Genomic DNA, 20853 nt, shown 5'->3' with positions numbered 1-20853 from the left:
AGGCGATCGGCCGCGGGTCGGCGGTCGGCGTCGAGATCGGCGATGCCGTCGGCTCGATGTACACGACTCTCCTCAGGCGGGGTGGGTGACGGGCAGCGGCGCGTGCGCCGGGGGCAGGCTGTCGTAGAGGTCGGCCACCAGGTCCGAGCGCAGGCCGGCGCAGGCCGGGTCGTCCCACATGTTGCGCTGCTGGTGCGGGTCGGCCTCGAGGTCGTAGAGCTCACCCTCGGACCCGTCGTACTCCACCGTGCTCTGCGGCCCCATCGGATGGGACACGTCGAGGTCGAGCAGTTTGGCGATCATCGGGTCGACGTCGGCAAGCCACCGCTCGAAGCCGTTGGGCTGGTTCTTGGTGCTCGGCTCGTAGACGGTGCAGAGGAAGCCGTCGCGCACGATCGAGCGCAGGTGGAAGCCGTAGCCGGGCAGCTGGCTGTCCCACTCGCACAGCACCCGTTCGCGCCCGGAACCCGGGGCGGTCGGTAGCGAGCAGCCCTGCACCCAGTCCGGCACAGGCACGCCTGCGATCTCGCAGAAGGTCGGCGCCAGGTCGAGGTGGCCGACCGGCTCAGGGACGTCCGCCGGCGCCATGCCCGCCGACGGCGCCGGGCGCCACACCAGCGGCACCCGCATCAGCGCGTCGACGTGGAACGGCCCCTTGAAGAGCATGCCGAAGTCGCCCTGCATCTCGCCGTGATCGGTGGTGAACACCACGTCGGTGTCGTCGGCCCAACCGCGCGCGGCCACCCGGTCGAGCACCCTGCCCACCGCCTCGTCGATGAGCTCGTTCATGACATGCGTCTTCGCGTTGACCTCGCGGATCATGTCGTCGGACAGCCGCTGCGGCCGGTAGTTGCCCGGGCCGCCCTCGAGGTTGAGCCAGCTTCCCTCCCAGCAGGCCAGCCAGTGCGCCGGTTTCTGCGCGAGCAGCTTCGCGATGGCGTCGCCCGAGCCCGGGTGGCCCGGCGGCAGGTCGAGGTCGTGCCAGTCGACCCGGCCGAGCTCGCAGGCGGGCGGATCCCACGGGTGGTGCGGGTCGGGGAACGACATCCAGCAGAACCAGTCGTCGTCGGCAGGAAGCGAGTCGAGCCAGGCGATCGTGCGGTCGGCGACCCAGTCGGTGTGGTACCACTCGCGCGGGATCGGGTTGATCTTCGTCTCCGGCGCGCCGGTGTCTCCACCGCCCTTGCCGCTCAGCACTGCGACGTAGGAGTCGAGGTGCTCGGGGTGCTCCTTGGCCAGCCACGTGCCGTAGTGCCAGAACGGGCTCGACCCGTGCATCGCCATCTCGATGTGCTCGAACCCGCGGTGCGGCCCGTAGGAGTCCTCGCGGGCGAGCGCGTTCTCCCGGTACTCGCCGCGCGGGTCGAGCGCCGGCTCGAAGTGCGCCTTGCCGAGCAGTGCCGTGCGGTAGCCCGCCTGCTCGTGCAGCCAGCCGGCGATGCTCGGCGCGTCGTCGGGCAGGGCTATCCCGTTGGCGACGACGCCGTGGGTCCGCACGTACTGCCCGGTGAGCATCGTCGAGCGCGCCGGCGTGCAGACGGTGTTCTGGTTGTAGGCGCGCCGGTAGTTGATGCCCTCGGCGGCGAGCCGGTCGACGACCGGCGTGCGGGCGATGGCGCCGCCGTTGCAGCCGAGCGCGTCGTAGCGCTGCTGGTCGGTCGTGATGAAGAGGATCTTGCGGCCCACGGCGCCACCCTCCAGAGAAGTTGCCCGTAGTGTGCAACGACGCTCGTCGCGCCGGAGCCGGCGACGCTGCCCGACGACACTCTGGACGGGCTGCCGAGCTAGGCCGTCGTCGTCGCCACCGGTGGCAGATCGCTGGCGCAGAAGCGGCACTTCGTCGCCTCGACCGGCAGGTCGCCCGACAGGCACGCCGGGCACGTGCGCACCGGCGGCGGGTCGCCGAAGACCGTTATGCCGCGGCGCTTCTGGATCAGCCGGTAGGGGGCGATGATCGCGAAGTAGACGACCGCCATGAAGATGAGGAAGTAGATGATCGCGGAGATGAACGCACCGAGATTGAGGAAGGTGCCGTTACCACCGCCGGTCCGCAGCTGCCAGCCGAGCCCCGGACCCTTCGTCCCCTGAGCCGCGGCGATCAGCGGGTTGATGATGTTGGTCGTGAACGCGTTGATCAGCGTGCTGAACGCCAGCGCGACGACCAGTCCGACGGCGACCACGATGACGTCACCACGCATGAAGAAGTTCTTGAACCCACGCAGCATGACTCGGCTCCTTCCAGCCGGCGCGTAGATCACGACGGCCGCACGCTACAACCGGACCCGTCGTACGCATAGGCATCAACGCGCAACGGTCACACTGGGGTGTGAGCAGCGTCGGCGCGGAGCAGCAGACCGCAGCCCGGCGTACGACGAAACCCCTCGACTGGGGGCTGGTCGGCGCGATCGTCCTGGCGGCGATCAACCTGCGCACCGCGGTGACCAGCGTGGGCCCGTTGCTCGACGATCTCGAGCACAGCATCGGGCTGTCGAGCGGCCTCGCCGGGCTGCTCACGACGCTGCCGGTGATCTGCTTCGCCGGGCTGGGGTGGGTGACCCCGCGGATGGCCAACCGGCTCGGTGCGGCGCGCACGCTGACCGCGGCCCTCGCCTTGATGACGGCCGGCCTGGTCCTGCGGGTGCTGGTCGGCGACGCGCTGCTCTTCCTGCTGTTCAGCGTGCCCGCGCTGGCCGGCGGCGCGATGGGCAACGTGTTGCTGCCGGCCATGGTCAAGCGTCATTTCCCGACCCGGGTGGGCCCGGTCACGGCGGCCTACACCACGGCGCTGGCCGTCGGCACCACGGTCGCGGCGGCCGCGGTCGTGCCGATCGCGTCGATCGGGGGCGCGCGCAGCTGGCGGGTCGGCCTCGGTTCGTGGGCGGCCCTGTCGGCACTCGCCGTCGTCGTCTGGCTCGCCCGTCGTCCCTCGCGCGACGCGACGGTCGGTGACGCGCCGGCCCACGCGTGGCTGCTGCGAGACAGCCGCACCGCCTGGGCGATGGCGCTGTTCTTCGGCGCTCAGTCGATGCAGGCCTACATTGCCTTCGGCTGGTTCGCGAACTTCTTCCAGGAGCAGGCGGGGTTCTCCTCCGCGCGCGCCGGCCTGCTCGTGGCGTTCCTGTCGGCACTGTCGATCCCGATGTCGATGGCGGTGCCCGCGGTGGCCGCGCGGGTGCGGTCCCAGCGCAGCCTCGTGATCCTCTTCGTCGCCTGCTACGTCGCGGCGTACGTCGGAATGCTGGCGGCACCCGCAGCAGGAGCCTGGGCGTGGGCGCTGCTGGCCGGGGTCGGCGGTGGCGCGTTCCCGTTCGCGCTGACGCTGATCGGTCTGCGCAGCCGCGGGCCGGCGGTGACCGGCGCGCTGTCGGCGTTCACCCAGAGCATCGGCTACTCGATCGCAGCGATCGGCCCGCTGCTGGTCGGTGTGCTGCACGGAGCGACCGGCGGCTGGAACGCGCCGTTCGTCCTGATGTTCGCCGATCTGGTGCTGCTCGCCGGCGCCGGCTGGGTGGTCGCCGCACCGCGCTTCGTCGACGACGAGGTGGTGCTCGGACCGGTCGTGGAGACCGGCGTCGCTACGTAGCATGTCGCGGGTGAGCGCCCCGACGATCGCCCGCGAGCTGGAGCACGGTTTCGAGCGGCACCGGATCGAGCTGCGCGCCTACTGCTATCGCATGCTGGCCTCTCCGTTCGACGCCGAGGACGCCGTGCAGGACACGTTCATCCGGGCGTGGCGGGGCTACGACGGCTTCGAGCAGCGGTCGACGCTGCGGTCGTGGCTCTACCGCATCGCCACCAACGTCTGCCTCGACATGCTGCGCAGCCGCGACCGGCGGGCCCGGCCCATGGACCTGGGCCCGGCCGGCGAGCCGGTGGCGGAGAACCTGCACGAACGGCCGGAGACGACCTGGCTGGAGCCGATCCCGGACGGCCTCGTCATGACCGCCGAGGCCGACCCGGCCGACCTGGCCGTCACCCGCGACAGCGTCCGGCTGGCGCTCGTCGCCGCGCTGCAGCACCTGCCACCGCGGCAGCGCGCGATGCTCATCCTCTGCGAGGTCCTCCAGTGGAAGGCCGCCGAAGCAGCCGAGCTGCTCGACACCACCGTGGCCTCGGTCAACAGCGGGCTGCAGCGGGCCCGCGCCACTCTCGCCGCCGACGTACCTCAGCAGTCGGTCGATGATCTGGGCGAGGCCGACCGGGAGCTGCTCGCCCGCTACGTGCGGGCGTTCGAGGCCTACGACGTCGGCGCGCTGACCGAGCTGATCCACGCCGACGCCACCCAGTCGATGCCCCCCTACGACCTGTGGCTGTCCGGCCGCGACGACATCTTCACCTGGTGGTTCGGGCCGGGCATCGCCTGCCGCGGCTCACGGGTCGTCACCGCGCCCCGGGCCAACGGCGCCCCGGCGTTCGGGCAGTACAAGCCGGACCCCGCCGGTGGCTACGCGCCGTGGGCGCTGCAGGTCCTCGACCTGCGCGACGGTGCGATCGGTGAGCTGACGTTCTTCCTCGACACCGCACGGCTGTTCCCGCTCTTCGGGCTGCCGCCGCGGCTCGACGCCTGACCCGACGAAACTGGTCGACCGCGGACCGATGACTTCTGTCGGTCCCCGCCGTCAGGATGAGCGAGACACGTCACGGGAAGGACGCGCATGAGCGGAGTCAGAGTCCTGGTCGGCACGCGAAAGGGCGCCTTCGTGCTCACCGCCGACGGGAAGCGCACCGACTGGGAGATCACCGGTCCGCACTTCGGCGGCTGGGAGATCTACCACGCCAAGGGTTCGCCGGTCGATCCCGACCGGATCTACCTGTCGCAGTCGACCGGGTGGTTCGGGCAGCTCGTCCAGCGCTCCGACGACGGTGGGCGCACCTGGACACCGGTCGGCAACGAGTTCCGCTACGAGGGCGTGCCCGGCACGCACCAGTGGTACGACGGGACACCCCATCCCTGGGAGTTCGCTCGCGTCTGGCACCTGGAGCCGTCGCTGACCGATCCCGACACCGTCTTCGCCGGGGTGGAGGACGCCGCGCTCTTCCGCAGCACCGACGGCGGCGGCTCGTGGCAGGAGCTGCCCGGCCTGCGCGGGCACGGTTCCGGCCCGCACTGGCAGCCCGGCGCCGGCGGCATGTGCCTGCACACGATCATCCTCGACCCGGCCGACGCCCAACGGATGTTCATCGCGATCTCGGCCGCGGGCGCGTTCCGCACCGACGACGGCGGCGGCTCGTGGCTGCCGATCAACCGCGGCCTGCACTCCGACGGGCTCCCCGACCCCGACGCCGAGGTCGGCCACTGCGTCCACCACATCGCGATGCACCCGTCCCGCCCGGGCACGCTGTTCATGCAGAAGCACTGGGACGTCATGCGCAGCGACGACGGCGGCGACAGCTGGCGCGAGGTCAGCGGCGACCTGCCGACCGACTTCGGCTTCGTCATCGACGTGCACGCCCACGAGCCCGAGACGCTCTACGTGGTGCCGATCAAGAGCGACTCCGAGCACTACCCGCTCGACGGCGCGCTGCGAGTGTTCCGCAGCCGCAGCGGTGGCCACGAGTGGGAGCCGTTGACCAAGGGCCTGCCGCAGCAGCACTGCTACGTCAACGTGCTGCGCGACGCGATGGCGGTCGACACGCTCGACGACGGCGGCGTCTACTTCGGCACGACCGGCGGCCAGGTCTACGCCTCGGCCGACGGGGGCGACAGCTGGGCGCCGATCGTCAACAGCCTGCCGCCGGTGCTGTCGATCGAGGTGCAGACGCTGCCGTGAGCCGATGATCCGGGTCGTGCTTCCCTCGCACCTGCGCCGGCTGGCCGGCGTCGGCGGCGAGGTGGCGCTCCAGGTCGACGAACCCGTGACCCAGCGCGCCGTGCTCGACGCGCTGGAGCAGCACTACCCGGTGCTGCGCGGCACGATCCGCGACCACGACGGGTCCCGACGGCGAGCGTTCGTGCGGTTCTTCGCCTGCGAGCAGGACCTGTCGCACGCCTCGCCCGACGACCCCTTGCCCGCCGAGGTGGTCAGCGGCCGCGAACCGTTCCTCGTCGTCGGAGCCATGGCCGGCGGCTGACCCCTGCTCTCCCCCGGGCGCCGGCCGCCGTGGCCGGGCAGGTCCCGGATCCGACGCTGGCATACCGTTCTGAGCGTGCTGGGACAGTCCGACGCGGAGGTCGCCGCCCGGCTGCGCGTCGCCGTCGGGCGGCTCATCCGCTACCTGCGCCACCACGCCGTCGAGCAGCTGACGGTGTCTCAGCTGTCGGCACTCGCAACGTTGGGCAACGGGCCGCTGCGGCTCGGCGAGCTGGCCGCCGCCGAGAACATCTCACCCTCGACGCTCACCCGGATCGTCGCGTCGCTCGAGGAGCGCGGGCTGGTGGCCCGACGGCAGGACGCCGACGACCGACGGGTCATCTGGACGGAGCTGACCGCGACGGGCACCGACCTGCTGGAGCGGATGCGGCAGGAACGAACGCTCTACCTGGCGCGACGGGTGGCGGCACTCGACGCGCCCGACCGCGCCGCCCTGGAAACCGCCTTGCCGGTGCTGGAAGCGCTCGCGTCGGAGACCGAGCCCTGAGGCGTCGCGAGCACGACGACGCGCGACTCGTCGAGGTCGATGACCCGCGGCTGCGCGGGCACCGGTGCCGGCAGCGCGCGTGGCTCCCCCTCCTGAGCGGCCACCACCGGTGACGTGTCGAGCAGCGCGATGCCGGTGACCGCGAGAGCCGCGGCGAGCAGCTCGCCGAGCAGCGCCTGCGGCGAGGTGACGATCGGCTCGTTGAAGACGGTGACGCCGACGGCGACACCGACGATCGGCTGCACCGCTTGCAGCACCGGCAGGCTGACCGCGATCGACCCGCTGTGGAACGCGCGCTGGCTCAAGGTGAAGCCGACCAGCGCGACGACGCTCATGACCCATGGCTGCCAGGTGATGACCGTGGCAACGCCGCGGCTCTCGAAAAGCTCGGTCGTGGCCTTCATCAGCGGCGCCATGGTGGCGAACGTCACCGCTGCCGCCCCGGCGAGCAGGCTCGTGCGCGGCACCGACCCTTGTGCCCGGCCGGCCGCGATCGTCAGAGCGCCGACGATGAAGGCCATCGTCGGCAGCAGGGTGAGCCAACCGGTCGTGCTCGCCTGGTCGGCCCCGCCGCGCGGCGACGCGGACAGCAGGAAGATGCCGATGCCGCCGGCAACCATCAAAGCGGCGCCCATCTCGCGCAGGCCGATCCGCCGGCGGTGCACCCGGGCGGCAAGCACGAGCGCGAACGGCAGCTCGAAGACCAGCAGCGGCTGCACGAGCGTCAGCGGTCCGTTCGCCAGCGCGAGCGCCTGCCAGCCATAGGCGGACGAGGCGACCGCGAGCCCGCCGAGCCAGCGCCGCCGACGCATCAGCGCCTTGATCAGACGCCGGGTGTCGCCTGCTTCGACGAGCTGCGCCTCGCGCTGCTGCAGCACGCTGCCGACCGCGAAGCTGAGCCCCGCGAGCAGCGCACCGGCGATGGCGAGCGACCTCATCGTCGTTCAGCGCCCCTCGACGTCCTGGCCCCGCCGTCGTACGCCGGAGCGGGCCCGGCGGGTGCGGCCGGCGCGGCACCCACCGGCGGCGCGCCGGGCAGCGTGGCGGCGCCGGTTTCCACCGGAGCGTCCTGGCCGTGGACGTACTTGGCGCCGCGCGCGAGCGAGGCCGCCGCGCCGATCAGCGACATGATGATCGCCATCGTGAAGACGACCACCAGGCCGTGGTGGAACGGGCCGGACATCAGGTGCGGGAAGAACTCCTTGCCGGTCAGCACGTGCACCTGCGCGGACGACAGGTGCTGCAGGACGCCGGAGGGTCCGAGCAGGCTCTGGATCGGGTTGTAGCCGAGGAACGCGGCGAACAGGCTGCCAACGGGAGGCAGGTTGGCCACCTGGTGCGCCGCGTGCGACGGCACGCCCTGCGCGGTCAGGCCCGCGTAGAGCGACGAGGGCAGGCTGCTCGCCAGTCCGACGATCATTAGGGAGAAGAACAGCCCGATCGACAGCACCATTCCGGAGTTCTGGAACGTCGCACGCATGCCGTTGGCGGCACCGCGCTGCGTCGCAGGCACGGAATTCATGATGGCGGCTGCATTGGGCGCTGCAAAGAGTCCGGACCCCAGCCCGCTGGCCGCGATAAGCACCGCGAACTGCCAGAAGGCGAAGTCGGTCGGCAACAGCAACAAACCGCCGAAAGCGGCCGCGACCACCACAAGCCCGCCCGTGGCGAAGGCGCGCGCGCCGAACCGGTCGGACAGCCAGCCGGACACCGGCCCGGCGACCAGGAACCCCGTCGTCAGCGGCAGCAGGTAGATGCCCGCCCACAGCGGCGTGTCGACGTAGTTGTAGCCGTGCAGCGGCAGCCAGATGCCCTGCAGCCAGATGATCAGCATGAACTGCAACCCGCCCCGGGCGATGGCGTTGAGCCACTGGGCGGCGTTGCCGGCGGCGAAGGCCCGGTTACGGAACAGCCGCAGGTCGAACATCGGGTCGGTCACGCGGCTCTCGACGACCACGAAGACGACGAGCATCGCGGTGCCGCCGATGAGACCGGCAAGCACCCACGGATCGAGCCAGCCCATGTCGCGGCCGCCGTACGGCTCGATGCCGTAGGTGATCGCCGCGAGGATCGCGATCAGCCCGACCGCCAGGGTGATGTTGCCCCACCAGTCGATGCGCGCGTGGGTGCGGGTGCCGACCTCGCGCAGGCTCTTGTAGGCCCAGATCGTGCCGAGCACGCCGAACGGCACCGACACGAAGAACACCGACCGCCAGGCGACCTCCGAGAGCAGGCCGCCCATGATCAGACCGATGAACGAGCCGGCGATGCCGGCCACCATGTTGATGCCGAGCGCGAACCCGCGCTGCTCCACCCGCCACGCGTCGGTGATGATCGCCGTGGAGTTCGCCATGAGCATCGCGCCGCCGATGCCCTGCAGCACCCGCCAGCCGATCAGCCAGAGCGCGCCGCTCGCGCCGAGCAGGGGGTCGACCGCCAGCAGCACGGAGGCCAGGGCGAACACCGCGAAGCCCGCGTTGTACATCCGCACCCGGCCGTAGATGTCACCGAGGCGGCCCAGCGTCACGACCAGGACGGCGCTGACGAGCAGGTAGCCCATCAGCATCCAGAGCAGGTAGCTCGAGTTGCTCGGCTGCAACGGGTCGAGGTGGACGCCGCGGAAGATCGCCGGCAGCGAGATCAGCACGATCGACCCGTTGATGGTCGCCATCAGCATGCCGAGCGTCGTGTTGGTCAGGGCGACCCACTTGTAGCGCTCGTGATCGTGGCCCCCCGCCTGCTGCACGGCTGCTGTGGGCGCGGTCGTCATGCATGCCCTCCCGGTGCACGTCGCTGGCCCCATTGAGACCACAATAGTTGCGTAGGGCGAACCATTCGTCCTACGAGGATGTTCCCTCGTGCCTGTCGTTCCCGGCGGCGTACGCCGAAAAATCTTGCTCACCACGCGCGACGTTCGGTGGGGACGGCCGTTAGCCGGTCGTCAGCGGGGGGCGCCACGACAGGAGGTCTTGATGAAGCGGTTCGCTGCACTCGCACTCACGGTCGGCGCACTCGGCGTGTCCGGTGCTGTCATCGCCCCCGCGGCGTTCGCCGCCACCAGCGGCTCCGCCTGCGTCACCTACAGCATCAACATCAACGACCAGGGCCAGAGCGGCACGGAGTGCCTGCCCGCCCTGCCAGCGCCGAGCCTGCCCTGACATAGAGCCCCGGCTTCACGGCCGGTTGTCTCGAGAGGGTCCTGACCTGCGGGGGGTCGGGGCCCTCTCGCTTGTCCCGCGGCTCTCAGGCGGCTAGCGACCGTCGCGGATGTGGCGCAGCCAGTCGGCCGCGGCAGCGAAGTCGGCGTCGGAGGTGGCCCGCTGCAGCCGCGGCGGCAGCCCGTCGGCCCGCGGGTAGGAGCCGAGGAACCGCACCTCGGCGCAGACCCGCCGCAGCGCCGACAGCGCCTCGCCGACCCGGGCATCGGCGACGTGCCCTTCGCAGTCGATCGAGAAGAAGTAACGACCGAGCGCGCTGCCCGTGGGCCGCGACTCGATGCGGGTCAGGTTGACCCCGCGTACGGCGAACTCGGTCAGGATCTCCAGCAGCGCGCCCGGGTGGTCGTCGGCGATGAACGCCACCACCGTCGACCGGTCGGCGCCGGTCGGTCCGGGCGGCGGCCCGGGCGGCGTCACGAGCACGAACCGCGTGACCGCATCGGGGTTGTCGTGGATCTCGTCGGCGAGGATCTCGAGCCCGTAGCGGTCGGCGGCCAGCGGCGCCGAGATCGCGGCATCGGCCTCGCCGGCGGCGACCGCACGGGCGCCGTCAGCAGTGCTCGCCGCCGGGATGAAGCTGATGCCGGGGAGGGTGCGGCGCAGCCAGCCGCGTACCTGGGCCTCGGCGTGCGGGATCGTCGTGACGGTCTTGACCGCGTCCAGCGTCGTACCGGCTCGCGCCAGCAGCGCGAACGACACCGGCAGCAGGACCTCGCGAGCGATCCGCAGCGGCGGCTCGTCGGCCAGCTCGTCGAGCGTGGTGGGGACCGAACCCTCGACGGAGTTCTCCAGGGGGACCATCGCCGCATCGGCCTCGCCGGAGCGGACGGCGTCGAGCGCGTCGGCTACCGACGGGCAGGGCACCATTTCGCTGCCCGCAGACTCCGGCGCCGCCCGCAGCGCCGCCTCGCTGAACGTCCCCTCGGGCCCGAGGTAGGTCAGCCGCACCAGGGACGCCGTGGCACTAGGACCGCGCCGGCGCGGGCCGGTCGACGCGGTTGGCGGCGTGGGCTCCGGCACGGCGGCCTCGGGCGTCGCGCGGCAGCCGGCCGCTCATCGCGGCCTCGATCGCCTGGGACTCCTCGGGTGACAGCGCCTGCTCGCTCGCACCCGCCTTCACGCCCTTCGCGTAGGTGCGGGTCTCGCTGCGTCCGTTGATCGACGTGAGTACGACGCCGTCACCGGCGTCATCGAGCAGCGCCGCGGAGAACGACAGCCGCCCGCCCATGTCGCCGAAGGCGTCGTAACGCACGACCGAGACGTGCCGGAGCGCGTCGGCCAGGTCGCCGCGGGCGCGGTCGACATCGCCGCGCGCGGCCGTGATCTCCTGGCGCAGCGCGGCCACCTCGGCCTCCTGCCGGTGCAGCGCGTCGAGCACCGTCTCGCGACCGCTCGGCCCGTCGAGGACGGCGAACCGGCGGCGCAGCCGGCCCACCCGCAGCTGGGCGACGAGGCCGAGGACCAGCCCGAGCCCCCCGGCCCCGGCCGCCGAGAGCGCCAGCAGGTCGAGGGTGTGGCGGTCCAGGGGGAGCACGGCGACCAGCGTATCCGCCGGTCAGTCGCGAGCGACGTCAACGAGAAAGGAGACCGATCCGACGACCGCGCCGGCCGCGTCGCGCACCGCCGACGAGGCGCAGTCGAAGGTCACCAGCCGTCCGTCTCCGCGCCGGATCCGCAACAGTCCCCGCATGAGCCCGCGCGACCGCAGGACCAGCAACGGTCCGAGCCGGTCGGCGTAGTCACCCGGCAGGTCCTGCTCGTCGAAGTCGACCAGGTGCAGCACGTCGAGCAGCCAGTGCCCCAGGACGTCCTCGGCGGCGTAGCCGAGCTGCTCGGCGGCGTGCGCCGAGATGGCGCGGATCACGCCCGTCCCGTCGAGCAGGAAGCAGGCGTCGGCCTCGGCCGCCGAGACGGCGTCCGCCCAGGCGCCGAACGGATCCGGCGCCACGCCGCCCGCAGCCGCCGGCCCGGCGGGTTCCACGGAGGAGCCCGTGTCTGCCTGGTCGGGCAGCACGATCGGGTCGGAGCCGAGCGGGCGCAGCCGCAAGACCATGGACACCACGCCGCCCCCACCCTCTCGGTCCGGTGACCGAGTGTTACCAGACGGTAACTATATGCGTCAAGCGCCCCGGTCGGTCATCGAATAGCGCAATTTGGCCATCATGTTCTCCGCGCGCGGCACGATGCCACTCTCGTCGAACAGCTCCTGCGCCCGCTCGACGAACTGCTCGGGCTCCCACCGCGAGCCGCCGTTCTCGATCGCCGCCACCGAGGTGAACGGCCGGTAGATCTCCACTGCGTCTCCCTGGACCCCGAAAACCTTGCCCGAGATACCGGCCGCGGCGTCGGAGCAGAGGAACGTCACGAACGGCGCGACGTTGTCGGGGTGCCAGAAGTCGAAGCCGCCCGACTGGCCCTGCGGGATCTCGCCGTAGGCGCCCTCGGTCATCCGGGTGCGGGCGGCCGGCGCGATCGCGTTGCAGGTGACGCCGTACTTCGCCATCTCCTGCGCGACGATCGTCGAGAACGCCGCGATGCCCGCCTTGGCCGCGCCGTAGTTGGCCTGGCCGAAGTTGCCGAGCAGCCCGGACGTCGAGGCCGTGCAGACGATGTGCCCGGGGCGGCTCTCCGCCTTCCAGTAGTCGCACGCGAAGTGCGTCGGCGCGTAGTGGCCGCGCAGGTGCACCTTGATGACGGCGTCCCACTCCTCGGGGGTCATCTTGACCAGCGTGCGGTCGCGCAGGATGCCGGCGTTGTTGACCAGCGCGTCGAGGGCGCCGAACTCGTCGATCGCCTGGCGCACCAGCGCCTCGGCCGCCTCGGCGTCGCTGCAGTCCCCGGTGTTGAGCACCGCCTGGCCCCCGGCCGACTTGATCTCCTCGACGACCGCGCCGCCGACCTCCGCGTCGAGCTCGCTGACCACGACGCTGGCGCCCTGCCGGGCGAGCTCGATCGCCTCACCGCGCCCGATGCCGCGCCCCGCACCTGTGACGATCGCCACCTTGCCGTCCATGAGTCCCATGCGGCTGACTGTAATAACGGCCGGACGCCGCGGCGTCGCCGGTGCGCCGAGCGGGCATACCGATGAAATGGAGATCAGCCGTCGCGAGCGCTTCCTGCAGCTGTCGCGCATCTACGCGCTGCACACCGCTCCTCTCGAGACCCTCGGCGAGGACCCCCGGCGGCAGCACGATCCCGACCTCGCCGCACTGAAGGTCCGCCTCGAGGACGACTGGCTGGCCGAGCTCGACCAGGCGATCGCCGACGACGAGCTCAACCCGGCTCTCGGCGGCCGGGCGGCCACCGACGACGTCGTCGCGACGATGCGCCGGCTCGCCGCGCGCGACCGGCTGCCAGAGATCTACCGCTGGCTGGCCGAGGAGGCCGACCGCGACCAGCTCGTGCGTTTCCTCGCCGTCGAGGGTGGCCCCGACGCTGGCTTCGACGACCTCGTCTCCGCGTGCCAGCTCGGGCTGCGCGGCGCGGCGAAGGTGGCGCTCGCGGTCAACTACTGGGACGAGATGGGCCACGGCGATCCGGCCGCGGTGCACACCGTCCTGCACGACCGGCTCGTGCGCGCGCTCGACATCGACGAGGTGCCGGCGGCCGATCAGCCGGAGTCCGCGCTTGCCCGCACGGCGTTCTGCGGGCTGCTCGCGACCAACCGCTGGCTGCAGCCGGAGATGCTCGGGGCGCTCGGCCTCGTCGAGCTGCAGGCCGGTCCCCGTTGCCGGCTGGTGCTGCACGCCTTCGACCGCCTCCAGGTGCCGGCCGAGGCCTACCCCTTCTACGAGGTGCACGCCGAGGTCGACCCGACCCACGGCAAGGACTGGCTGGAGAAGGCGATCGCGCCCTACATCGACGAGCACCCGCACTGGGCGGCGCGCGTCCTGCGCGGGGCGCTGTGGCGCAGCGTGGTCAACTCGGCATTCCTCGACGACGTCTCCGCCGACCTGATGCCCGCGCAGCAACGCGCGGCGTGACCGCTCCAGGCTCGCTAGCGTCTGGGCGGTGCAGCGGGTCGACACCGAGGTGGGACGGCTGCGGACGGTGCTGCTGCACCGGCCGGGCCCGGAGCTGCGACGGCTGACCCCCCGCAACAGCAGCGACCTGCTCTTCGACGCGCTGCCCTGGGTCGAGCGCGCGCAGGAGGAGCACGACGCCTTTGCGGCGGCCCTGCGGGCGTACGACGTCGAGGTGCTCTACCTCTACGACCTGCTGGTCGAGACGCTCGCCGTGCCGGCGGCCCGGCGGGCGCTGGTCAGCGGCGCCGTCGCCGATGTGCACCTGGGGCCGGCGCTGGCCGAGGCCGTGCAGGAGCACCTGGAGCTGCTGCCGGCGGCGGCGCTCGCTGACGCCCTTGTCGGCGGGGTCGCGCACGAGGAGGTCCCCGGCAACCCCGCCGGGTTGGCCTACCGGTTGATGGGGCGCCACGACTTCGTCGTACCTCCGCTGCCGAACCTGTTGTTCACCCGCGACTCGTCGGTATGGATCGGCGGGCGGGTGGCCATCGCCAGCCCGTCGCTGCCGGCGCGCCGGCGCGAGGTCGAGATCACCTCGGCGATCTACACCCACCATCCGCGGTTCGCCGGCACGCCGCAGCTGTACTGGCCCGGCGGGCCGGGACTCGAGGGCGGCGACGTACTGCTGCTGGCACCGGGCGTCGTGGCGATCGGCGTCGGCCAGCGCACGACGCCCGCAGGCGCGGAGGTGCTGGCAGCGCTGCTGCTCACCGAGGGGCTGGCCCACAGCGTGCTCGCGGTGCCGATCACGCAGGAGCGCGCCACCATGCACCTCGACACCGTCTGCACGATGGTCGACGTCGACCGGGTGGTGATGTACCCGCCCTTCGCCGACACGCTGGTCGCCTACCCGTTGTCGTGGACGGGCGACGAGGTCCACGTCGGGTCGGCGGCGCCGTTCCTGGCCGCGGCGGCCGAGGCCATGGGAATCGCCGCCCTGCGCGTGATCGACACCGGGCTCGACCCGGTCACCGCAGAGCGCGAGCAGTGGGACGACGGCAACAACACCCTCGCGCTCGCACCGCGCCTGTGCGTGGCCTACGAGAGAAACACCGAGACCAACGCCAGGCTGCGCGACGCCGGCATCGAGGTGATCGCGACAAGCGGCAGCGAGCTCGGCAGCGGTCGCGGCGGGCCGCGCTGCATGTCGTGCCCGATCCACCGGGAACCGGTGAGCTGACCGCACGAGCCCGAGCGCCGCCGACGGGGGATACAACGGCGCTCGGGTGCATCCAGCGTAGTGCCGCCTCCCTGCAGTGGGGAGCGTCGAGTCAGCCGGCCAGGCGGGATCCCCGATGCCGCAGCGACAGGCGTGCCCAGACGGTCGTGCCCCCCGGTTGGCGGCGAACCCCCCAGGCGTCGGCGAGCGACTCGACGATCGCCAGCCCGCGCCCGCCGAGCGCCATGCCGGCCACCGGCCGCACGCCGGGGCTCGCCCGACGCCGCTGGAGCCGGGGCTCGGTGTCGGCGCCGCCGTCGGTGACCTGCATGAGAATCCCGTCGCCGTCGACGTCCCACATCACCCGGACGCCGCCGTCGGGCAGCGGCCGCGCATGCCGAAGCGCGTTGCCGACGAGCTCCCCGGCGATGATCACCGCGTCGTCGAGCACCGCCGAGGACAGGCCAACGGCTCGCAGCTCCTCGCAGAGCCGGTGCCGCACCGCCGCCGCGCTCGCGTAGTCGTGGGGGACCAGCAGCGCGCCCGTCGTACCCACCTCCCGCGCCCCCCGGGAGCGCCTGACGCATCTCCTGCCCCACTGTGCCCGCGATCCGACCCGCCGAAAACCGGACACGCCGGAACCTTGCGTCAGTAAACCTGCGGCTACTCGCCGCGGCCGAGCTGCCGGAGCACCTGGCCCGGGCGATCCGTGATGATCGCGTCGACGCCGAGCCCGAGCACGAACTCCACGTCATCCGGCTCGTTGACGGTCCAGACGTGGACCCGGTGGCCGAGCGCCTGCGCACGCTCCACGAACTGCGGCTGCAGGCGCAGCGCCGCGAGGGAGGGGCCGGCGATCGTCACCCGCGGCGGTAGCGAGCCGTCGCGGTGGCGCACCGGCACCCGGCGCATGAGCAGCACGGTCGCCACCTCGGGCGCGAGCACGTGGATGCGGCGCAGGCTGCTCGACGCGAAGCTCATGACGCGGACCGCGGCCCATCCGTCGGGTAGCGGCCGCTCCAGACCGTGCCGACGCAGCACCTCGGCGAGGCGCAGCTCGACCAGGCCGGCGTAGCGGGTGGGGTGCTTGGTCTCGATCGCGATCTGGACCGGTCGGCCGCAGGAGGTGACGACCTCCAGCAACCGCTCGAGGGTGAGTACGCCGTGCCGGTCGAGGTCGGGCTCCTCGTCCTCGGCCACCAGCATCGGGTCGAGCCGGCGCCGCCGGCCGGCCGCGAAGTCGAGCTGGGCCAGGTCGGCGAGCTCCAGTGTCGAGACCACCCCCCGGCCGCTGGACGTGCGGTCGACGCGGCGGTCGTGCACGCACACCAGCACGCCGTCACGGGTGAGCCGCACGTCGCACTCGACCGCGTCGGCGCCCCCGGCGATCGCCAACTCGTAGGCCTCGAGCGTGTGCTCCGGCGCCACCGAGGAGGCGCCACGGTGCGCGACCACCTGAGGGTGGGGAAGCGGCGGGCGCACGCAGCGATCGTTGCATCGCGTGCGGGCCGTCACCCAACCGTCCTGTACGCGTTGTCCTCTTCGGCGGAAGATGCCCGTCTGCGGCTACGGTGGGTCACCGGCTGTTGCCGCAGATGGTTGGACGGCGACGAGCGTGGAACAAGAGGCGGCGATGAATGCCGGGAGCGGCCCTAGACGCCGCCCAGGAGCGCGCAGGGACGGGGCCCGGACCAGGGCTGTTGTGACGGCGTGTGCGGGGAGTGTCGTCGTGCTGCCCGCCATCGGGCTGCTCGCGGCCACCCCTGCAGCCGCGGTCGACATCAGCGTGCCCGGGTTCTACTCGGTCGCGACGGAGGCGGCCGGCGTGCAGCTGGTCAGCGTGCAGAACCCGCCGCTCGGCCCGGTCACCAACCAGTTCGTCCAGGACACCGTGGGCTACGCCGCCAGCAGCCTCGACTCGGGCGGCGGCTCGTCGGCCGCGGCGGCGACGTTCTACCCGGGCGAGCTGGCGGCGCAGGCCGGATCGCTGATCTGCACGCAGTTCATCCCGAGCGGCCAGCCGGTGCAGTGCCCGACGACCCCGCCCCCCTACCCGCTGCTCGCGGACGCGCAGTACCCGACCAACGAGCAGGACACCGCCAGTGCCAACGGCCAGCAGGTCGGCGGCGACAGCGTGCCCCTGCTCATCACCCCGGGGATCGCCGAGGCGACCGCGCACGAACGCGACAACTCGAGCCACACGACGGTTACGTCGGGCTCACTGCTCACGGGGACCCCGGCCGCACTGTCGATCGGCGCCGTCACCAGCGCGACGTCGACGACGGTCGACGGCAAGGGCGTGCACGTGCACGTCGAGACGACCGTGCACGACATCACGCTGCCCGGACGGCTGCACATCGACGTGCTGCACGCCGTCGACCAGCTGCTCGTGCCCGAGGGTGGGAAGCCGGTCGGCGCGCCGCAGGTCACCATCGGCGGGGTGACCGTGGCGGGACACGCGGCAACGATCGACGAGAAGGGCGTGCACATCGAGGGTCAGGCCGCACCGTCGCTGCTGCAGAACATCGCCCAGCAGGGCATGGACGTGCGCTTCGGCGGCATCGACAAGACACTGGCACTCGGCACCGCACGCACCGCGGCCTACGGCCTGCAGGTGCAGTTCGACCGGCCGATCAACGGCATCCCCTACCAGTGCCTGGCCAGCCCGACCGTCCCGCTGCCCGACCCGCTGCCGAACCAGGTGCCCTGCCCGCCCGACGCCAACCGGCAGTACACCGTCACCCTCAACCTGGGCGCGGTCGGTGCCGCCGTCATCGCACAGCCCGGAGACAACCTGTCGTTCCCCGACTTCTCCGGCGGCCTGCCGACTCCGGGCTCCTTCGGGGTCGGTGCGCCGTCGTTCACCCCGCCCGGCGCCGGCGGCACGCTGCCGAGCGTCGCCGGCGCGACCGGCACTGCCGGCACGACGGGCGCCCGCCCGCAGGTGGCGGCCCGCCCCCAGCGCGGCGTCGCGCTGCTGACCGACGACCTGTCCACCCTCTACCTCGTGCTCGCCGGTGGTGCGGCAGCCTTGTTCCTGGGATGGCGCGCGGCCACCGTCCTGATGTCCACCCGGAGGCATGCGTGACCTCTCTCACCGAGCCGTTGTCCGACCAGCTCGCGGACGACTCGCTCGCCCGCGCCCGTGAGGACCGGCTGCAGCTGCCCGACCGCGCCCTGTTCTGGAAGTGGGTCTGGGCCTCGGTCCGCCCGGTCGTCGGCTGGGTGCTCGCCGGCCTCGGTGCCCTCGCGCTCTTCCTCGGCTGGTACGGCGTCTCCGGGCAGGCGCTCACCGCCAAGCAGCTGCCCTACCTGGTCTCCGGAGGGCTGACCGGCATCGCGCTGATCGTCCTCGCCGGCGTCTTCCTCGCGACCGAGGACGTACGCCGCCAGCTGTCGCGGCTGGACCGGGTCGAACAGCAGATGGCGCAGCTCTACGCACTGTTCGTCGAGGATCTCGCCAACCCGGCTACGCCCGCCGCGCCACCCGCAGGGACGGCCACCGAGCTTCTCCTTGCGCTGCCCAACGGGACGTCCTACCACCGCAGCGGGTGCGCGCTGATCAGCGGCAAGCCGGCGGCGACCGGCGTCGGCGTCACGGACATCCGGCAGCGGGCGCTGCGACCGTGCCGGATCTGCACGCCGCCCGCCGTCGACTGACCGGCCCCCTGCGTGCTCACGATCAACCTGGCGCTCGCCGGCATCACGCTCGGCAGCATCGCCGCGCTGTCCGGCATCGGGCTGCTGCTGACCTACCGGACGACCGGGGTCTTCAACCTGGCGCACGGCGGCATCGCGATGATCACGGCCTACCTGCTGTGGCAGATGGTGCGGGTCTGGCACATCCCCACGACGCTGGCCGCCATCCTCGCGATCTGCGTGTTCGCACCGCTGCTCGGCATCATCGTCGAGCGGCTGGTCTTCCGGCAGCTGCAGCGACGCAACGCCTCGCCCGCCGAGTCGCTGGTGGCGACGCTCGGCCTGCTGGTGCTGCTGATCGGCGTGGCGGCGGTCGTGTGGGGGCTCGCGTCGAAGAGCGACGCGCCGCAGCTGTTCCCGTCGCGCAGCATCGACCTGCCGGGCGGGGCGATCATCGGCGTCGACACGTTGATCATGCTCGCGATCGCGGTCGGCGCGACGATCGGCATCGCGATCCTCACGGAAGGCACCCACCTCGGCACCGAGATCCGCGCGGTGGTCAACCGGCGCGAGTTCGCCGAGCTGGCTGTCGTCGACGCCGACCAGGTGTCGTCGATCGGCTGGGCGGTCGGCGCAGCGTTCGCCGGCCTCACCGGTGTGCTGCTCGCACCGGTGCTGCAGCTCAACCCCTACAACCTGACCTTCGTCGTGCTGGAGACGTTCGCAGTGCCGGTGATCGCGCGGCTCTACAGCCTGCCCGCCGCGATCCTCGCCGGCCTCGGCATCGGCGTCGCGCAGAGCGAGCTGGTGCAGGTGCACGTCGGCTGGCTGCAGGGCTTCGTCCGCGAGGTGCACGTCAACGGGCTCGTCGTCGCGCTGTTCATAGCGCTGATGGCGCTCAACTCGCTGCACGAGGTCGGCGGCGGCGACTCCGGAGCGGCGTCCATCTTCGCCACCCGCACGGCGGACGACACCCCCGTACGACGGCGCGCGGCGCAGTACACGATCGGCGCGGTGCTGCTCTGCGTGCCGTTCTTCATGTCACCGCTGCACCTGCGGCAGGCCGAGATCGTGCCCGCCCTCGCGGTCATCTTCGTGTCGCTCGTCGCCGTCACCGGCTACAGCGGGCAGATCTCGCTCGGCCAGGTCGGCTTCGCGGGCCTGGGCGCGCTGTTCTACGCGAAGTTCGCGCAGGGCGACCTGTTCGGGTTGCACAGCCTGCCGGGGCTGGTCTCACTGCTCGGCGGCATGATCGTCGCCGGCATCGTCGGGTTCGCCACCGGCTACCCCGCCATCAGACGGCGCGGGCTGTTCCTCGCGCTGACGACGTTCGCCGTCGGCGCGCTGGTGAGCCGCTTCGTGTTCAACGACCCGTTCTTCACCAGCGGAGTGCAGGTCAACCGGCCCAGCGTGCTCGGCTGGTCGCTCAACGGCGAGGTGGCCTTCTACGCGTTCGAGCTCGGCTGCCTCGTGCTCACCTTGCTGGTGGTGCGCAACCTGCGGTCCGGCCGGCTGGGGCGTGCGCTCGTCGCCGTCCGTGACAGCGAGGCCGGCGCGCGATCGGTCGGCATCGACATCGGCGTACTCAAGATCTTCATCTTCGCCGCGTCGTCCGCACTGGCCGGTCTCGGCGGCGCGCTGCTCGCGCTGAGCCAGCGGTCGTTCGAGCCGACGACGTTCGATCCGCTGCAGGGCCTGTTCTGGTTCACCGCGGTCGTCGTCTTCGGCGCCGACAGCGCCGCCGGCGCGGTCATCGCCGCCGCGGTCGTGGTGACCCTCGACACCGTCTTCGTGCCCAACTCCTCGACGGTCCTGATCGGCGTGCTCGCCCTGTTCCTCGGCCGGATGCCCGGCGGCGTGGTCGAAGGGGTGCGGCAGCTCACCGCGCGGCTGGTCACGCCGGCCGGGCTCATCACGTCGTGGGAGAGCTCGCTCACGCTCGCCCCGCCGCCGCCCCGGCGGCTGTCGGCGGCCGGCCGCGCCGCACTCGCCCGGGTGCGCAGGTGACCGGCGGCGCCCGGCTCGAGGGCATCGGCATCACGAAACGGTTCGGTGGGCTGACCGCCGTCGACGACATGAGCATCGTGGCCGAGCCGGGTCGGGTCACGGCCCTGATCGGGCCCAACGGTGCGGGCAAGACGACGCTGTTCGCCTGCCTGACCGGCATGGAGATACCCGATGCCGGCACCGTGCTTCTCGACGGCCGCGACATCACCCGGGCGACCAGCGACGAACG

The 20853-nt window shown here is 72.1% G+C and carries 22 protein-coding genes; 12 read left to right on the top strand and 10 right to left on the bottom strand.

The features are described 5' to 3' along the window. Positions 1–72 precede the first annotated feature (72 nt). Both VFJ21_07885 and VFJ21_07880 read right to left on the bottom strand, forming a co-directional pair. The gene (locus VFJ21_07885; GenBank protein HET7407037.1) at positions 73–1686 is read right to left on the bottom strand and encodes a sulfatase-like hydrolase/transferase; all 1614 of its coding nucleotides are present in this window, start codon (positions 1684–1686) and stop codon (positions 73–75) included. Positions 1687–1784: 98 nt separating this feature from the next. Next, positions 1785–2225 (bottom strand): MscL family protein, encoded by a 441-nt coding sequence (locus VFJ21_07880; protein HET7407036.1) that lies wholly within the window; start codon positions 2223–2225, stop codon positions 1785–1787. A 101-nt stretch (positions 2226–2326) separates the two neighbouring features. Between VFJ21_07880 and VFJ21_07875 the strand changes: the two genes are divergently transcribed. The 5 genes from VFJ21_07875 to VFJ21_07855 all read left to right on the top strand — a co-directional run bounded on the left by VFJ21_07875 (position 2327) and on the right by VFJ21_07855 (position 6579). Next, positions 2327–3583 carry an MFS transporter gene (locus tag VFJ21_07875; GenBank protein ID HET7407035.1) on the top strand — a complete coding sequence of 419 codons (1257 nt, stop codon included), beginning with the start codon at positions 2327–2329 and terminating at the stop codon, positions 3581–3583. A gap of 1 nt (position 3584) precedes the next feature. Then, positions 3585–4568 carry a sigma-70 family RNA polymerase sigma factor gene (locus VFJ21_07870; GenBank protein ID HET7407034.1) on the top strand — a complete coding sequence of 328 codons (984 nt, stop codon included), beginning with the start codon at positions 3585–3587 and terminating at the stop codon, positions 4566–4568. A gap of 87 nt (positions 4569–4655) precedes the next feature. Continuing rightward, a complete protein-coding gene (locus tag VFJ21_07865) occupies positions 4656–5771 on the top strand; it encodes a sialidase family protein (GenBank protein HET7407033.1) in 1116 nt (371 codons plus the stop codon). Positions 5772–5775: 4 nt separating this feature from the next. Next, positions 5776–6072, top strand: a complete 297-nt coding sequence (locus VFJ21_07860; protein ID HET7407032.1) for a MoaD/ThiS family protein — start codon at positions 5776–5778, stop codon at positions 6070–6072. 75 nt (positions 6073–6147) lie between these two features. Next, positions 6148–6579, top strand: a complete 432-nt coding sequence (locus tag VFJ21_07855; protein HET7407031.1) for a MarR family transcriptional regulator — start codon at positions 6148–6150, stop codon at positions 6577–6579. On the opposite strand, the gene VFJ21_07850 is transcribed toward VFJ21_07855, so the two are convergent. Both VFJ21_07850 and VFJ21_07845 read right to left on the bottom strand, forming a co-directional pair. Then, complete coding sequence (locus VFJ21_07850) at positions 6477–7517, bottom strand: DMT family transporter (GenBank protein ID HET7407030.1); 1041 nt, start codon at positions 7515–7517, stop codon at positions 6477–6479. The two genes, VFJ21_07855 and VFJ21_07850, sit on opposite strands and share 103 nt — an antisense overlap. Continuing rightward, a complete protein-coding gene (locus VFJ21_07845; protein ID HET7407029.1) occupies positions 7514–9349 on the bottom strand; it encodes an MFS transporter in 1836 nt (611 codons plus the stop codon). Before VFJ21_07845 ends, VFJ21_07850 begins: the two co-directional genes overlap by 4 nt. A gap of 202 nt (positions 9350–9551) precedes the next feature. On the opposite strand from VFJ21_07845, the gene VFJ21_07840 reads away from it, so the two are divergent. After that, the gene (locus VFJ21_07840; protein HET7407028.1) at positions 9552–9737 is read left to right on the top strand and encodes a hypothetical protein; all 186 of its coding nucleotides are present in this window, start codon (positions 9552–9554) and stop codon (positions 9735–9737) included. A 93-nt stretch (positions 9738–9830) separates the two neighbouring features. Here VFJ21_07840 and pheA read toward each other — a convergent pair whose 3' ends face one another. The 4 genes from pheA to VFJ21_07820 form a co-directional block, all read right to left on the bottom strand. Beyond that, positions 9831–10745, bottom strand: coding sequence for a prephenate dehydratase (gene pheA / locus VFJ21_07835; protein HET7407027.1), 915 nt, complete (start codon positions 10743–10745; stop codon positions 9831–9833). Between the two features lie 16 nt (positions 10746–10761). Next, complete coding sequence (locus tag VFJ21_07830; protein HET7407026.1) at positions 10762–11331, bottom strand: DUF4446 family protein; 570 nt, start codon at positions 11329–11331, stop codon at positions 10762–10764. 21 nt (positions 11332–11352) lie between these two features. Continuing rightward, the gene (locus tag VFJ21_07825; GenBank protein ID HET7407025.1) at positions 11353–11850 is read right to left on the bottom strand and encodes a PAS domain-containing protein; all 498 of its coding nucleotides are present in this window, start codon (positions 11848–11850) and stop codon (positions 11353–11355) included. 66 nt (positions 11851–11916) lie between these two features. Continuing rightward, positions 11917–12819 (bottom strand): SDR family NAD(P)-dependent oxidoreductase, encoded by a 903-nt coding sequence (locus tag VFJ21_07820; protein ID HET7407024.1) that lies wholly within the window; start codon positions 12817–12819, stop codon positions 11917–11919. Between VFJ21_07820 and VFJ21_07815 the strand changes: the two genes are divergently transcribed. Beyond that, positions 12809–13780, top strand: a complete 972-nt coding sequence (locus VFJ21_07815) for an iron-containing redox enzyme family protein (GenBank protein HET7407023.1) — start codon at positions 12809–12811, stop codon at positions 13778–13780. The genes VFJ21_07820 and VFJ21_07815 overlap by 11 nt on opposite strands. Before the next feature lie 28 nt (positions 13781–13808). Next, entirely contained in the window at positions 13809–14999 is a 1191-nt protein-coding gene (locus VFJ21_07810; GenBank protein HET7407022.1) for an arginine deiminase, read from the top strand. 91 nt (positions 15000–15090) lie between these two features. Here the strand turns inward: VFJ21_07810 and VFJ21_07805 are convergent, their stop codons facing one another. After that, positions 15091–15534, bottom strand: coding sequence for an ATP-binding protein (locus tag VFJ21_07805; protein ID HET7407021.1), 444 nt, complete (start codon positions 15532–15534; stop codon positions 15091–15093). Positions 15535–15641: 107 nt separating this feature from the next. After that, positions 15642–16460: a glycerophosphodiester phosphodiesterase family protein gene (locus tag VFJ21_07800; protein ID HET7407020.1), complete on the bottom strand. Its 819-nt coding sequence runs from the start codon at positions 16458–16460 to the stop codon at positions 15642–15644. 247 nt (positions 16461–16707) lie between these two features. On the opposite strand from VFJ21_07800, the gene VFJ21_07795 reads away from it, so the two are divergent. From VFJ21_07795 to VFJ21_07780, 4 genes are all read left to right on the top strand, one after another. Continuing rightward, complete coding sequence (locus VFJ21_07795) at positions 16708–18066, top strand: hypothetical protein (GenBank protein HET7407019.1); 1359 nt, start codon at positions 16708–16710, stop codon at positions 18064–18066. Continuing rightward, positions 18063–18638 carry a hypothetical protein gene (locus VFJ21_07790; protein HET7407018.1) on the top strand — a complete coding sequence of 192 codons (576 nt, stop codon included), beginning with the start codon at positions 18063–18065 and terminating at the stop codon, positions 18636–18638. Before VFJ21_07795 ends, VFJ21_07790 begins: the two co-directional genes overlap by 4 nt. A gap of 12 nt (positions 18639–18650) precedes the next feature. Beyond that, positions 18651–20624 carry an ABC transporter permease gene (locus VFJ21_07785; GenBank protein HET7407017.1) on the top strand — a complete coding sequence of 658 codons (1974 nt, stop codon included), beginning with the start codon at positions 18651–18653 and terminating at the stop codon, positions 20622–20624. Continuing rightward, the coding region (locus tag VFJ21_07780; GenBank protein HET7407016.1) for an ATP-binding cassette domain-containing protein at positions 20621–20853 on the top strand (233 nt) is incomplete at its 3' end. The genes VFJ21_07785 and VFJ21_07780, both read left to right, overlap by 4 nt.

Source organism: Mycobacteriales bacterium (genome assembly GCA_035690485.1).
GTDB lineage: Bacteria > Actinomycetota > Actinomycetes > JAFAQI01 > DASSKL01 > DASSKL01.
This window is presented reverse-complemented; position numbering and strand designations above follow the sequence as displayed.

Coding starts and splice junctions, on each gene's coding strand:
- VFJ21_07840 (HET7407028.1), top strand. CDS start 9,552: ATGAAGCGGTTCGCTGCACTCGCACTCACGGTCGGCGCACTCGGCGTG.
- VFJ21_07845 (HET7407029.1), bottom strand. CDS start 9,349: ATGACGACCGCGCCCACAGCAGCCGTGCAGCAGGCGGGGGGCCACGAT.
- VFJ21_07880 (HET7407036.1), bottom strand. CDS start 2,225: ATGCTGCGTGGGTTCAAGAACTTCTTCATGCGTGGTGACGTCATCGTG.
- VFJ21_07815 (HET7407023.1), top strand. CDS start 12,809: ATGAGTCCCATGCGGCTGACTGTAATAACGGCCGGACGCCGCGGCGTC.
- VFJ21_07825 (HET7407025.1), bottom strand. CDS start 11,850: ATGGTCTTGCGGCTGCGCCCGCTCGGCTCCGACCCGATCGTGCTGCCC.
- VFJ21_07850 (HET7407030.1), bottom strand. CDS start 7,517: ATGAGGTCGCTCGCCATCGCCGGTGCGCTGCTCGCGGGGCTCAGCTTC.
- VFJ21_07860 (HET7407032.1), top strand. CDS start 5,776: ATGATCCGGGTCGTGCTTCCCTCGCACCTGCGCCGGCTGGCCGGCGTC.
- VFJ21_07820 (HET7407024.1), bottom strand. CDS start 12,819: ATGGGACTCATGGACGGCAAGGTGGCGATCGTCACAGGTGCGGGGCGC.
- VFJ21_07865 (HET7407033.1), top strand. CDS start 4,656: ATGAGCGGAGTCAGAGTCCTGGTCGGCACGCGAAAGGGCGCCTTCGTG.
- VFJ21_07870 (HET7407034.1), top strand. CDS start 3,585: ATGTCGCGGGTGAGCGCCCCGACGATCGCCCGCGAGCTGGAGCACGGT.